Consider the following 13,061-nt stretch of genomic DNA (forward strand, 5'->3'; position numbering starts at 1 on the left):
ATGGAGAGGGGAGGCACGTGTATGGCAACGGATTCGAAACATATCAGGGGTCTGATATTTGTACTGCTTGGCGCGACATTATGGGGCGTCGGGGGTACGGCTTCAGACTTCATCTTCAAGAACACGCCCGTCACTGTGGAATGGTATGTGGCCTTCCGTCTGACAGTTAGTGGCATCATCCTGCTTTTTGCATATTGGCTGTTTTCGCGGAAGCAGCAGCCGGTCCGGATGGACCGCCGTACCCTTGGCATGCTGATCATCTATAGTCTGCTCGGCATGACGATGGTACAGTATTCATTCATGGCAGCAATCGGCTACGGGAATGCTGCCATCGCAACGGTGCTGCAGTATACCGGACCAATCTACATCATCCTATGGCTGGTCATCCGTAAATATTCGAAATGGACGATCGCAGATGCCTTCATCATCACCGGTATGATTGCGGGCGTCGTTCTGCTCGCCACAAACGGCGACCTTTCAAAACTCGCAGTATCACCCCCTGCACTCGTATGGGGTCTGATATCAGGTGTTGCACTTGCATACTACACATTGCACGCCCAGGTGCTCCTGTATCGGCTGCATCCGCTTCAGCTCGTCGGCGGCTCGATGCTCATCGGGGGGATCGCAATGAATTTCATCCATCCCATATGGCGGTTTGATTTCACTTTCGAGTGGACGGCCGGACTCGTGGCCATCCTGCTCTTCTCGGTCCTGATCGGGACGACGCTTGCTTTCCTTCTATACATAAGCAGCCTGAAGCATATCTCCTCGAAGGAAGCCGGGATACTGGGGACGATGGAGCCCGCCTCGGCAGTCATAAGCTCGGTTCTGTGGCTCAATATCAGCATGGGATGGTATCAGACCATCGGCATCATCATCGTTCTTGGAGTTGCCATATACATCTCCGTCGGACGCAAGGATAAGTAGAAAAAACCACCCCTCGGGGTGGTTTTTACATATTTGGAAACAGTCCCAGCCATATTGCCGTCGCCATTGCCAGCAGCAGGAGCACTTTTTCATAGGCGGTCACCTGTTCAACATCCCGCACCCGCATCCGTAATACGAGATAGATGCCATAACCGAGCATGAGCAGTGAACCGATGGCACCGATCGGACGATCCCATATCATGGAAAGTGCAATCAGTCCGACGAGGGCAAGATAGACCAGGGCGGGCAGACCGGCACGGTTCATTCCAAAACGCTTCACCGACCATACAACACTCGTCTCCTTCACCGGTGCCGCTTGCCGATCAGCCCGAATATCCGGAATATGGTGGATCATGACCCACGCCATGCACCAGATTGCGTTGATCAATGCATTCTGCCATGCCCAGGCGGGAATGTGATCGAGCACGATCCATGGTGCTGCAAGCCCGAGCATCAATAGGGAGGGAAAAAGGCTCAGCCACTCCCCGAGGAAAGGGCGGTATGCAAATCTGAATGGTGCAAGGGAATATGTAGCTGCCCCCCACAGTCCGACCATGCACAGGATGGCAAGTTCTACCTGTCCAAATAGGACGAATAATGCTGCAGCGATTACCAGTATCGCCGTAACGACGAGGCCGATCCGCTTCAGCATGCCGAGCGTCATGGTGCCGGTCTGCAGGACGCGGCTGCCGCCTGACAGCAGCCCGGGACTTGCCTGGTCGGTCCCCGAGTGGAAATCGGTGATGTCATTGAATACATGGGTGAGCACGCCGTGGACGAGAAACCCGCCAATCACGAGCAGAATGAATAGTAGAAAAAGATTGAACTTAGATACGTCGTAGCCGAATGCCAGAGGGAGTACCGTCGATATGATTGTTGCGATGCTCGATGTTACGACTGCCACCACCCGCATCAGCATGCCGATCCCCCTGAAACTGTATGATTCCTGTCCTGCCATAGATTATACCCCTTTCGCCCCTTATGTTGTCGGCTGTCGTGCCTTGTCCAGTGCCTGCTCGATATCCCGTTTCCAGCGCTTCCTGCCATTGACCACAAAGCGCATTGCTTCGCCACTCCTAAGGATGATCTCCAGTCCGTTCGGAACCGGGAGCACCTTCATAATATAATGATTGATGAGCTGGACCCGGTCCACTTCTTCAAGCGCTATCTTCGATTCCTGCCTGTTCAGATTCATCGCATGTGGAAAGTGGTATATATATTTCGAAGTCAGATGAAGCTTCCCACTAGTCGCCACACCATTTTTGAATAGGTTGCCGTTGCCGCTCCGTAAAGCCTGTTCCTTCACTTTTTCCCCTCCAGTTCCTTTAGTATCTCCTTGCCGGTTTCGATGATATCCCCCGGTGTTACGCCGTAGTGGGAGCACTTCTGTGCCGCCCGTTCTCCTGAAGCGGCATGGACGTATACCGCAGCCTGCATTGCTTCAGCCGCCCCGGCGCCCTGGGCGAGGAAGGAGGCGATCATGCCGGTCAGGACATCTCCACTCCCACCCTTCGCAAGAGCATCGTTGCCGTGCGGGTTCACCCGGATACCTTCAGGGGTCGCAATGATTGTACGGTGTCCCTTCAGAACGAGATGCACCTGATGTTTCCTTGCGAAGTCCACCGCAACGTTGATCCGGTCCGACTCCACCTCGGCAACCGTCCGTCCTGTGAGGTTGGCCATCTCACCAGGGTGCGGCGTGAGGATGACCGGCCCATCATACCGGGACAGCATCTCAAGCCGGTCCTTTACATGATACAGCCCGTCTGCATCGATGATGATCGGCTGACCATCCAGATGCTCCATGATTTCTTCAATGAATCCTTCCCCTGCATCAAACCGGCCCAGTCCAGGGCCGATGGCTACTGCAGACACTTTTTCAAAAAGATCTGCTTCCAGGCCATCTCCGTTGAAATGTCCATCTGCACTTGGCAGTGTCCGGATGAGGGCCAGCTGGTTCTGCCCGGCGACGACCGGATATATTTCTTCCGGTATCGCCAGTGTCACGAGACCGGCACCTGCATTGTATGCAGCATGCGCACTGTAGAGCGGCGCCCCGACAAATGGTCTGGAGCCTCCGATGACCAGCACATGGCCAAAAGTCCCCTTGTGTCCGAATTTCGCCCTCCCGGGCAAAGCCTGGGCAGCCAGCTCCTCCGTAATCAGTTCCGGCAGATCCATGCCGAGCGTGTCGGCCAGTGTTTCGGGTACGGAAATATCCTTCACCTCCAAGCGGCCGATCACAGATGGGCCATCCTGCAGATAGAAGCCGAGCTTCGGCAATGCGAAGGTAAACGTTGCGTCTGCCCGTATCGCCACATTCTCCACACGGCCGGTGTCACAGTCGAGGCCCGATGGCAGATCGACTGCAACCACATGCGCTTCATGGCCGTTGACCATCTCGATGATGTGGTTGAACGGCTCCCTTACGGCTCCGGAGATGCCGGTGCCAAGCATTGCATCGACCACCGCTTCAGATGAGGCAAGATCTACATCCAGGCGCGCCAGCCCCTCTTCAATCGAATGGAGGGGCAGCTGGCGGGCAGTATGTATCCGGTGTTGCACCCGTGCATCCCCCTGCAGTTTCCCTGGGTCCACAAGCAGCCATACTGACGGGGCGTACCCTGCATCGAACAGCCGCCTGGCAATCACGAAGCCGTCACCCCCATTATTTCCGCTGCCGATCAATATGGTGATCGGCACGGACTGGTCCGGGTAGGACCGCATGAGGGCCTCTGCAACCTGGTTGCCGGCAATCTCCATCAGGACGGCACTGGAAATGCCGATCTCCTCTATCGCAAATTGTTCGATGGCGCGCATTTCATCCCGCTTCACAATTTTCATTTTTAGCCCCCATTCACCTTTTATGCCATTATACACTCAATTTTATGAAAATAAAAAATTACAGTGATGCCTAAATGGAATCCATGGCCTGCAGACACCTCCCTACTATTGCAGCCTGCCTCTGGCATCGACCTTTATCTCCTCCACCACTTCATCATCTGACAGCAGCCATGCCATATCATACAGATTCGACACCGGACAGATGTGGTTCGGTATGATCTGCACCTTCTCCCCAATTTCCACCTTCCGATTGAATGCTTCATCGTAGATGATGGCATGCTCATCAAATACAGAATCTATATGGACACCTTCATATTCCCTGATGAGACCGAGCCCTTCGGTGCGGGTGATCCCTTCCGTCCTTGTCTGCATGGTGATGCCTTTCGCCCCGACATCTGTAATGACACGCGCCTCTGTCGGTTTGCTGATGATGGTCGTCAGTATCGATGCAGCACAATGCGCATACGTGCCGATGACGTTCGACTGTCCGGCATCCATCAGAATGTATGTGCCTGGCCGTATTTCTGTGATGCCCTCCGGGATATCGAAGCCGAGCATGAAGGGCGGTGTGGAACCGATGCTGACCACTTCGGGGACCATTCCCATATCCCGGGCAAGCTGTGCAAAGCCGAGGGTGCGGTGGGCGCTCTCCTCATAAAGTGCCCGGCAGGCTTTGGCATCCTCCGCCTTATATGTATGCCCGTCGTGGGAGAAGACTCCTTTGAAGTGTACGTTGTCAGTGCTGCCGATGGCTTCCAGCAGTTTTTTGAAATCATCCGCTTCGATGACACCGGAACGCTTTTCACCCACTTCAATTTCCATGACCACCTGTGCCTTTTGACCACTTCCTTCAAAGACGCTGTCTATTTCCTCCACATGATGGAGGCTGTCGATGCCGAATGAAATATCGACAGATTCCGAAAGTGCCCTTATGCGCTCGATCTTCTTCTGCCCCACGATCTGATTGGCGATGAAAATATCATCAATGCCCGCCTGTGCCATGACTTCCGCTTCACCCACCTTGGCCACCGTAACGCCCCGTGCACCTGCTTCAACCTGCCATTCTGCGAGTGTCGACATCTTATGAGTCTTCGTATGCGGGCGCAGGGCAACTCCATTCCTTTCGGCGAATTGCTGCATCCGTGCAATATTGTCCCGGACCGTTTTTTCGTCTATCAGAAGTGCCGGTGTATCAAGCTGTGAATAATGCATACATCTACCTCCCATATGATCATATCCAATTCCATTCTACCATGACTCCCCCCTGCAATCAGACTTTAGCCTCCCCTCCCACATGCCGGGTAATATTACAATAACATTATCCTTTCTTTTCAATTCACCGTAATGGGTTCAAAAGGAAATGTCCGGATGATATGATACCGGAGGTATTGAACAAATTGAAATAATACAATTATGAAGGAGATAGATCAGTCCCATGTTTAAACAGATGATGCTGCTGTCCATGATGTTTTTCAGCCTGCTGACAGCATCCGGAATCCTTTTTGCGGATGCAGACACCGCTGCATCCGAAGAAGAAAAAGATGAAGAAGAAGAAAGAAAAGAGGAAGAGGAACTCGACTTCGATGAACTGCCGGATGCGCTCCACCCAGTGGTTGAAGAGAAAGCCGAGACCCTCATCGAAAAGGCTGCAGAGGAAGATATAGATATAAAGATCACTGATGGTTTCCGTTCCATAAAGGAACAGGATGGGCTCTTCAGCAAAGGCAGGAGTCTCCCCGGCCAGATCGTCACGAATGCCCAAGGGGGCGAATCATACCACAACTATGGTCTGGCAATCGACTATGCGCTGGAAGTTGACGGCGAGGCCACCTGGGACCTCGATTATGATGGCAATGATAATGGTGAATCCGACTGGTTCGAAGTTGCAGACATCGCCAAGGACCTCGGTTTCGAGTGGGGCGGCGACTGGGATGCGTTCAAGGATTATCCGCATCTCGAGATGAACTTCGACTACTCCATCCGCGAACTGCAGAAAGAGTATCGTCACCTTCTATAAAAGATGACAGAACCGCAATGCATGGACATTGACGGTTCTTTTTTTATTGATGGATAGTCGCTTCCGAAGTACAAGCAATATACATAATGAAATTAAAAATATTGAGTATTTTAAAATAATATTACATTTATATTACCATTCCCTTTCAATTTTTCAATATTGTTGAAAAATTTAGACACGATGATATCGTGGAGCTTGTACCATACATCTTTAGACAAAGGAGCAAGATTACATTTATGAAGAAGAACATCAAATCTCTATCACTGCTGCTTTTCACTCTGCTGGCTGTGCCCGCCTTCACATTCGCAGGCTTCAACACTGCTTCGGCCGACCAGTGGAACCAGGGTACATATGAGGATGGCCAGCCACAGGGGCTGCATCCTGTCGTTGCCGAACGCGCGGAGATCCTGAGACAGAGGGCCGCAGCAATCGGCATCGTCATCAGATTCACAGATGGCTTCCGCTCTTTCGAAGAGCAGGATGCGCTCTACACCCAAGGGCGTACTGAGCCGAGATATATCGTTACAAATGCTAAAGGCGGGCAATCCTATCATAACTACGGCCTTGCGGTCGACTACGCAATTGAAGTGGGACCCCATGTCATCTGGGACATCGAATATGATGGCAACGGCAACAGCAGGTCCGACTGGTTCGAAGTCGCACAGATCGCCAAGGAGCTCGGATTCACCTGGGGTGGTGACTGGGAAAGTTTCAGGGACTACCCCCACCTTCAGATGGATTTCGGATATTCACTGCACAACCTTCAGACCGGCAACCATTACCTGTACTGATAGTTGCCTGAATTGGACAGAAAACCCCCTGGTCAGCTTAAGCTGACCAGGGGGTTTTCATGCCTGTCCGGCTGCGATTATCATCCTATATCAAGGTGTCGTATACTTCCTTTACAATTTCATGGCTCGGCATCGATCCAAGGTTCTTCGTAACCGTGCCCCTCAGATGTGCCGGACTCATGTGCGGTTCCAGTTCGGCGACCGCTTCCCTGCTCCCAACGAGATATGCACCATCCAAGTTGCGCTCTTTTATTTCTTTTGACAGGCGTGGCACAAGGTTCTTGTACCAGCGCTGCCTATTCTCATCAAAGCGCCTTTGGAACTCATCTTTTCCTGTGGCCCTGTCCACTGGAGGAGTGGACTTGTCATAATCCACCCAGTCCTCCCGGTCAAGATCCCAGCTGAAATGCCTTTCCCCGAGTATTTCCCCGAGTGCCGTCTCTATGAAAGCCACATCCCTCTGCTGGATGACGATGATGCCCGTTTCCGGGAATCTCTGGTCAAGTGCCTCCAGCTGTCCGGTCTGCGATTCCGTACTCCAATGGAAAGAGGTGGTTACGGGGACCTGGAGAATCTTTTCCTCCCATAGCTTTCCATCAGCCGAAGCGGTGAGGAAATAACTCTTCTGCAAGTTCAGCCGATTTTCCTCGATGCGCGTTTCGGCCTGCTCGAGAAGTTTTTTCAGCGCCTTCTTCTCCTCCGGATTTTCACTGTCCTTCACCTGGTCCTTCAATTCCTTCATCCCATTTTTGAGATGGATCTTCCATTCTCCGTTCTGGCGGTTTTCACTGGCATCAGTATTCAAATACAAAGTGAGAATGCCGATGTCATCCGTTTTTGCTTTAATCCTTTTGATGTCTTTTGCCATAGTCATATACGTGCTCTCCCCTTCTTCGTAAACTCATATTTGCGAAGCGGCACACTGGTTCGTATACTTTTCCACTTTCATACATTTTACCCTGAAAAATTTTGAATGAAACATCCTTCAGTCCGCACCGCCGACGCGCGTAATCTCCCTGTCCTTCCGTCCATGCATGAAATGATAGACGACGATCCCGACCAGGATGACCACAACAAGGGATAGATACATCCCGCGATAGCCGGAGAGGGGTACGATATATCCGAGCATCAGCGGACCGAGCCCTAGACCGAGATCCAGTGCGATGAAATAGGTGGAGTTGGCGAGGCCCATGCGATGGTGCGGTGTCAGTTTGATCGCGAGTGCCTGGGCGATGGACTGGAAATTGCCATAACCCAGCCCCATGAAGATTGCTGCAGCGAGGAACACCCACCCTGCTCCCGCCTGGCTGAGCATCAGCATGCCGGCTGCAAATGAAACAAGCGCCGGATAAACGACGATATTGGCGCCCCTCTGATCCATCAGCCGGCCGGTGAATGGCCGCGACAGCAGCACAAAAATGCCATAGATGAGGAAAAAGAAGCTCCCCGCTTCCACCAGATCTATCTCGGCTGCATATTCGGTCACATAGGACAGTATGCCCGAATAGCCGATTGCCAGCACAAACATTGCGATGGATATCGGCAGGGCACGTGCCTCGAAGTAGTCTGTGACCCTGAAGCCTTTCCTCTCCGCTTCGGCTTCCATTTCAGGCGGCCTCAGGGACACGCTGAGCACAAGGCAGAGGATGGCCATGATGAAGGAGAAGAGGAAGATGCTGTTGAAGCCATACTGTGTCAGAAGCATCACTCCAATCAATGGACCGATGGCAGTGGCCATGACCACACTCAGGCTGAAGTAGCCGATGCCTTCACCACTCCTTGAAGTAGGAATGAGCTGCGACACGATTGTGCTTGTCGCCGTCGTCGCCAGTCCGATTGCCGCTCCGTGCAGTAACCTGAGCACCATCAGCAGATAGATGCCGAGCGGCAGAAAATACAGCGCCGTCGCCACCAATACGGATACGGTCCCGATCAGAAGCATTTTCCTGTTGCCGATCCTGGCAATCTGCTTTCCGCCATAGAGCCGTCCGAACAGGGCGCCGATGATGAAGATGCTGGATACGAATCCTCCCATACTGACCGAGGCGCCATAGGTATCCATGGCATATGTCGCCATCGTGACGAGCAGCAGGTACATCGACAGCATGAGCACCAGATTGGCTGCCGAAGTGAAAATGAAATCCTTCGTCCATAGTCTTTCCTTGTATGTATCAGTCATATCCGTCTCAACATCCTTATGAACACATAGTTAGTTTGCCTAACTATTGTAGTCCTTTTTATATTCCCTGTCCATATACCTGGGGAATAAAGAATATTCATCTGCTTTACTGATCCCATTTTCCCGGACACTGGATTTGCTGGTGCAATGGGCAGGATGAATCCTGAACATGCTGTTATAATGGGTATTGAATATTTTTCTATCGTCAAATCTAATCAATACAATGCTTGTGAGGGAATATTTTTTGGATAATGGACAAATGTCAACTGAATCAAAATGCCTCAGTTTTCTGACCAATATGAAATACCTGCTGAAGGGCAAAGTGCTTCTGGCCAATGTACTGCCCGTCTTCACGGCCTACTGGCTCGCGCTCCATTTCAGCGGCGCACGCTTTATGGATCACCTGGGGCTCTTCCTGCTGACGATGGCGGGCAGCACCCTTGTCATCTCCGGTGCCCTGATGCTGAATAACTGGTATGAGAGCGACCTTGACAAGAAAATGGAAAGGACCAGCAATCGTCCCACGGTGACAGGTGCCTTCCCACTCAATGCCGTCCTATGGGCAGGCATCATCACGACGATCATCGGCCTCTCCGTCATGATGTTCACCACATTGGAAGCTGCCGTCTATTCATTCCTCGGCTGGTTCTTCTATGTTGTCCTGTACACCTTCTGGTCAAAGCGGAAGTATACACTGAATACCGTCATCGGCAGCATTTCAGGTGCGTTCACCCCACTGATCGGCTGGGCCGTCATCACACCGGCAGACCATATCGTCCCGATTGCCCTGTTCTACCTGCTGTTCATCTGGCAGATACCCCATACACTGGCCATCGCAATAAAGCGGCTCGAGGACTACACACGGGCCGGTGTGCCCATGCTCCCAGTGGTGAGGGGCATCGATGCGACAATCCGGCAGGTTTTCATCTATGTGATTGCACTTCTGCCCTTTCCGTTCATTCTGATTGGTTCGCTGGGCTGGGGCTTCTTCGCTTTTACCTTCGCCTTGACCCTCGGCTGGATCGTACTCGCAGCGATGGGACTTAAGCCCGGGGACAAGAAGGGATGGGCACAGATGAACCTGCGCTATTCGATCATCTATCTTTTCCTTGTACTCTCTGCCATGGTGGTCATTACATCCCTCGTAGGGTGACCGAGGCACGGGCCAAAACAAAAAGCCTTATCACACTTCATGTGTGATAAGGCTTTTCCTGTATCAATTAACCGATGGAACCTTCCATTTCGAAGGAGATCAGACGGTTCATTTCGACCGCATATTCCATTGGCAGTTCTTTCGTGAATGGCTCGATGAAGCCCATTACGATCATTTCAGTTGCTTCTTCTTCCCCGATGCCGCGGCTCATGAGATAGAAGAGCTGCTCTTCTGATACTTTGGAAACTTTCGCTTCGTGTTCCAGTGAGATGTTGTCGTTCAGGATCTCATTGTAAGGAATCGTATCTGAAGTGGAGTCGTTGTCCATGATGAGCGTGTCACATTCGATGTTGGAACGTGCACCATCCGCTTTTCTGCCGAAGTGGACCTGTCCTCTGTAGGACACCTTGCCGCCCTGCTTGGCGATGGACTTGGAAACGATTGTGGATGATGTGTTTGGAGCAAGGTGGATCATTTTTGCCCCGGCATCCTGCAGCTGTCCTTTGCCTGCGAGTGCGATTGACAGTGTCATGCCACGTGCGCCTTCGCCTTTGAGGAATACTGCCGGATACTTCATCGTGATCTTGGAACCGATGTTGCCATCGACCCATTCCATTGTACCGTTCGCATCAACGAATGTACGCTTTGTAACAAGGTTGTATACGTTGTTCGCCCAGTTTTGGATTGTCGTGTAACGGCAATATGCATCCTTCTTAACGATGATTTCAACAACAGCGGAGTGCAGTGAATTCGTCGTATAGACCGGTGCAGTACAGCCTTCTACATAGTGTACGCTTGATCCTTCATCACAGATGATCAGTGTACGCTCGAACTGTCCCATGTTCTCGGAGTTGATACGGAAGTATGCCTGCAGTGGTGTATCGAGTTTCACACCTGGCGGGCAGTAGATGAATGATCCACCGGACCATACAGCCGAGTTGAGTGCAGCGAACTTGTTGTCTGTCGGTGGGATGACTGTCGCCCAGTATTCTCTGAACAGATCTTCGTTTTCACGAAGTGCGGAGTCTGTATCCTTGAAGATGACGCCTTTGTCTTCCAAGTCCTGCTCCATGTTGTGGTAGACCACTTCTGATTCATACTGTGCGGAAACACCTGCGAGGTATTTCTGCTCAGCTTCCGGAATGCCAAGCTTGTCGAAAGTACGCTTGATCTCTTCCGGCACTTCGTCCCAGGAGCGTTCAGACTGCTCGGAAGGTTTCACATAGTATGTGATTTCATCGAAGTTGAGTTCTGAGAGGTCGCCGCCCCATGTAGGCATCGGTGTTTTATAGAAATGTTTCAGCGCTTTGAGTCTGAAGTCGAGCATCCATTCCGGCTCTTCTTTCATATTGGAAATTTCACGTACAATTTCTTCAGTAAGGCCGCGGTCGGAACGGAAAATGGATACGTCTTCATCGTGGAAACCATATTTGTAATCGCCGACTTCTGGTGCTTGTTTAGCCATTTAAATCACTCCTTCTTATTATTTGCTGTCAGCTTTGACGCCTTTTTCAAGGGCCTTCCAGGACAACGTGGCACATTTGATGCGTGCCGGGAACTGGCTTACGCCTGACAGCGCTTCGATATCTCCCATTTCTTCGGAGATATCATAGTCTTCACCGAGCATCATCTTGCTGAATTCGTCTCCCATGGAGAGCGCTTCATTAATATTCTTCCCGGTGATGGACTCGGTCATCATGGAGGCACTGGCCATGGAGATTGAACAGCCTTCCCCATCGAATTTGACATCCTCGACTATTTCATCGACGACATTCAAAGTAAGACGGATGCGGTCTCCGCATGTCGGGTTGTTCATGTCCACCGTCAGTGTACCATCTTCAATGACCCCTTTGTTGCGCGGATTCTTATAGTGATCCATGATGACTGAGCGGTATAGCTGGTTGAGATTGTTAAAATTCATAAGAGAAAAACTCCTTCGTACGCTTGAGGCTTTCGATAAAGCTGTCAATCTCTTCTGTAGTGTTGTATATATAGAAACTTGCCCGGGCTGTAGAGGATACCCCCAGCCACTTCATCAGCGGCTGTGCACAATGGTGGCCGGCCCTGACGGCGACGCCTTCAGAGTCGAGGGCGGTAGCGAGGTCGTGCGGATGCACATCCGACAGGTTGAACGTAATCAGGCCGGCACGCGACTCGGGACCATAGATCTCAATGCCCTCCACTGACCTCATGCGCTCAAGTGCATAGTTCACGAGTTCCTGTTCATATTCCAAGATGGCTTCCGGACCGATGTCTTCGATATAGTCGATTGCTGCAGCAAGGCCGATTGCTTCTGCGATCATTGGCGTTCCCGCTTCGAACTTTACAGGAAGGTCCGTCCAAGTGGATGTTCTGAGGTCGACAAAGTCAATCATATCGCCACCATATTCGATCGGTTCCATATCGTCAAGCAGTTCACTTCTTCCATAGAGCACGCCGATGCCCGTCGGTCCGAGCATCTTATGGCCACTGAATGCGTAGAAATCGACATCCAGATCCTGTACATCGACGGACATATGTGGAACAGCCTGTGCACCATCGACCGCAATATAGGCATCATTCCTGTGTGCCACTTCGGCGATTGCCCTAATGTCATTGATGGTGCCGAGCACGTTCGAGACGTGGGTGATGGCGACGATCTTCGTGTTCTCGCCGATTGTCGCCTCCACATTTTCCATCGTCAATGTGCCATCCGCCTCCATTGGGATGAACTTCAGTTCTGCCTGCTTGCGCTTTGCCAACTCCTGCCATGGCACAATATTGGCATGGTGTTCCATCTCCGTCACTACAATCTCATCGCCCGGTTCAATCACCATGTCCCCGAAGCTCCGTGCCACAAGATTGATTGCTGCAGTGGTTCCCCGCGTGAATATGACTTCCTCAAATCGCTTGGCATTGATGAATGATCTCACTTTCATACGCGCCTGTTCGTAACCATCTGTCGCTTTTGTGCCGAGTGTATGCACACCACGGTGCACATTGGAGTTGTATGCTTCATAATACGCAGTCATTGCGTCTATTACAGGTGACGGTGTCTGACTCGTTGCTGATGTATCAAAGTAGATGAGGTCATTGCCATTGACCTGCTGATCAAGGATTGGGAAATCCTTTCTGATATCTTTGGCATTCATGCGGGAAAACCCCTTTAAA

Annotated in this window: 13 protein-coding genes; 4 read left to right on the forward strand and 9 right to left on the reverse strand. The window is 51.6% G+C overall.

Features of this window, described 5'->3' with window-relative positions:
• Positions 1-21: 21 nt before the first annotated feature.
• Positions 22-927, forward strand: coding sequence for an EamA family transporter (locus BO53_RS0109055; protein ID WP_051683077.1), 906 nt, complete (start codon positions 22-24; stop codon positions 925-927).
• 25 nt (positions 928-952) lie between these two features.
• On the opposite strand, the gene BO53_RS0109060 is transcribed toward BO53_RS0109055, so the two are convergent.
• The 4 genes from BO53_RS0109060 to BO53_RS0109075 form a co-directional block, all read right to left on the reverse strand.
• Complete coding sequence (locus BO53_RS0109060; RefSeq protein ID WP_031547442.1) at positions 953-1,885, reverse strand: prenyltransferase; 933 nt, start codon at positions 1,883-1,885, stop codon at positions 953-955.
• A 21-nt stretch (positions 1,886-1,906) separates the two neighbouring features.
• A complete protein-coding gene (locus tag BO53_RS0109065; protein ID WP_031547444.1) occupies positions 1,907-2,233 on the reverse strand; it encodes a hypothetical protein in 327 nt (108 codons plus the stop codon).
• On the reverse strand, positions 2,230-3,771 hold the full coding sequence (locus BO53_RS0109070) for a bifunctional ADP-dependent NAD(P)H-hydrate dehydratase/NAD(P)H-hydrate epimerase (protein ID WP_031547446.1): 1,542 nt from the start codon (positions 3,769-3,771) through the stop codon (positions 2,230-2,232). Before BO53_RS0109070 ends, BO53_RS0109065 begins: the two co-directional genes overlap by 4 nt.
• Before the next feature lie 105 nt (positions 3,772-3,876).
• Positions 3,877-4,983 carry an alanine racemase gene (locus BO53_RS0109075; RefSeq protein WP_031547448.1) on the reverse strand — a complete coding sequence of 369 codons (1,107 nt, stop codon included), beginning with the start codon at positions 4,981-4,983 and terminating at the stop codon, positions 3,877-3,879.
• A 238-nt stretch (positions 4,984-5,221) separates the two neighbouring features.
• On the opposite strand from BO53_RS0109075, the gene BO53_RS0109080 reads away from it, so the two are divergent.
• Both BO53_RS0109080 and BO53_RS0109085 read left to right on the forward strand, forming a co-directional pair.
• Complete coding sequence (locus tag BO53_RS0109080; protein WP_084185003.1) at positions 5,222-5,788, forward strand: M15 family metallopeptidase; 567 nt, start codon at positions 5,222-5,224, stop codon at positions 5,786-5,788.
• A 236-nt stretch (positions 5,789-6,024) separates the two neighbouring features.
• Positions 6,025-6,579: a M15 family metallopeptidase gene (locus BO53_RS0109085; RefSeq protein ID WP_031547453.1), complete on the forward strand. Its 555-nt coding sequence runs from the start codon at positions 6,025-6,027 to the stop codon at positions 6,577-6,579.
• An 85-nt stretch (positions 6,580-6,664) separates the two neighbouring features.
• Here BO53_RS0109085 and BO53_RS0109090 read toward each other — a convergent pair whose 3' ends face one another.
• Together BO53_RS0109090 and BO53_RS0109095 are read right to left on the reverse strand one after the other, a co-directional pair.
• Positions 6,665-7,453: a VLRF1 family aeRF1-type release factor gene (locus BO53_RS0109090; RefSeq protein WP_031547455.1), complete on the reverse strand. Its 789-nt coding sequence runs from the start codon at positions 7,451-7,453 to the stop codon at positions 6,665-6,667.
• Positions 7,454-7,564: 111 nt separating this feature from the next.
• Positions 7,565-8,758, reverse strand: coding sequence for an MFS transporter (locus BO53_RS0109095; RefSeq protein WP_031547457.1), 1,194 nt, complete (start codon positions 8,756-8,758; stop codon positions 7,565-7,567).
• 259 nt (positions 8,759-9,017) lie between these two features.
• On the opposite strand from BO53_RS0109095, the gene cyoE reads away from it, so the two are divergent.
• Entirely contained in the window at positions 9,018-9,911 is an 894-nt protein-coding gene (gene cyoE, locus BO53_RS0109100; RefSeq protein WP_037342094.1) for a heme o synthase, read from the forward strand.
• A gap of 67 nt (positions 9,912-9,978) precedes the next feature.
• Here the strand turns inward: cyoE and sufB are convergent, their stop codons facing one another.
• The 3 genes from sufB to BO53_RS0109115 are packed head-to-tail and all read right to left on the reverse strand — an operon-like array spanning position 9,979 to position 13,042.
• Positions 9,979-11,376, reverse strand: a complete 1,398-nt coding sequence (sufB, locus tag BO53_RS0109105) for a Fe-S cluster assembly protein SufB (protein WP_031547461.1) — start codon at positions 11,374-11,376, stop codon at positions 9,979-9,981.
• Between the two features lie 18 nt (positions 11,377-11,394).
• Positions 11,395-11,832, reverse strand: a complete 438-nt coding sequence (gene sufU, locus BO53_RS0109110) for a Fe-S cluster assembly sulfur transfer protein SufU (protein ID WP_031547463.1) — start codon at positions 11,830-11,832, stop codon at positions 11,395-11,397.
• On the reverse strand, positions 11,822-13,042 hold the full coding sequence (locus tag BO53_RS0109115) for a cysteine desulfurase (RefSeq protein ID WP_031547466.1): 1,221 nt from the start codon (positions 13,040-13,042) through the stop codon (positions 11,822-11,824). Before BO53_RS0109115 ends, sufU begins: the two co-directional genes overlap by 11 nt.
• Between the last annotated feature and the right edge of the window lie 19 nt (positions 13,043-13,061).

Origin of the sequence: Salinicoccus luteus DSM 17002, assembly GCF_000712035.1 — a bacterium.
GTDB lineage: Bacteria > Bacillota > Bacilli > Staphylococcales > Salinicoccaceae > Salinicoccus > Salinicoccus luteus.

What these genes read in the sequence shown, in the direction of transcription:
- BO53_RS0109055 (WP_051683077.1), top strand. Translation starts at nt 22, where the DNA reads ATGGCAACGGATTCGAAACATATCAGGGGTCTGATATTTGTACTGCTT.
- BO53_RS0109060 (WP_031547442.1), bottom strand. Translation starts at nt 1,885, where the DNA reads ATGGCAGGACAGGAATCATACAGTTTCAGGGGGATCGGCATGCTGATG.
- BO53_RS0109070 (WP_031547446.1), bottom strand. Translation starts at nt 3,771, where the DNA reads ATGAAAATTGTGAAGCGGGATGAAATGCGCGCCATCGAACAATTTGCG.
- BO53_RS0109075 (WP_031547448.1), bottom strand. Translation starts at nt 4,983, where the DNA reads ATGCATTATTCACAGCTTGATACACCGGCACTTCTGATAGACGAAAAA.
- BO53_RS0109080 (WP_084185003.1), top strand. Translation starts at nt 5,222, where the DNA reads ATGCTGCTGTCCATGATGTTTTTCAGCCTGCTGACAGCATCCGGAATC.
- BO53_RS0109085 (WP_031547453.1), top strand. Translation starts at nt 6,025, where the DNA reads ATGAAGAAGAACATCAAATCTCTATCACTGCTGCTTTTCACTCTGCTG.
- BO53_RS0109090 (WP_031547455.1), bottom strand. Translation starts at nt 7,453, where the DNA reads ATGACTATGGCAAAAGACATCAAAAGGATTAAAGCAAAAACGGATGAC.
- BO53_RS0109095 (WP_031547457.1), bottom strand. Translation starts at nt 8,758, where the DNA reads ATGACTGATACATACAAGGAAAGACTATGGACGAAGGATTTCATTTTC.
- cyoE (WP_037342094.1), top strand. Translation starts at nt 9,018, where the DNA reads ATGTCAACTGAATCAAAATGCCTCAGTTTTCTGACCAATATGAAATAC.
- sufB (WP_031547461.1), bottom strand. Translation starts at nt 11,376, where the DNA reads ATGGCTAAACAAGCACCAGAAGTCGGCGATTACAAATATGGTTTCCAC.
- sufU (WP_031547463.1), bottom strand. Translation starts at nt 11,832, where the DNA reads ATGAATTTTAACAATCTCAACCAGCTATACCGCTCAGTCATCATGGAT.
- BO53_RS0109115 (WP_031547466.1), bottom strand. Translation starts at nt 13,042, where the DNA reads ATGAATGCCAAAGATATCAGAAAGGATTTCCCAATCCTTGATCAGCAG.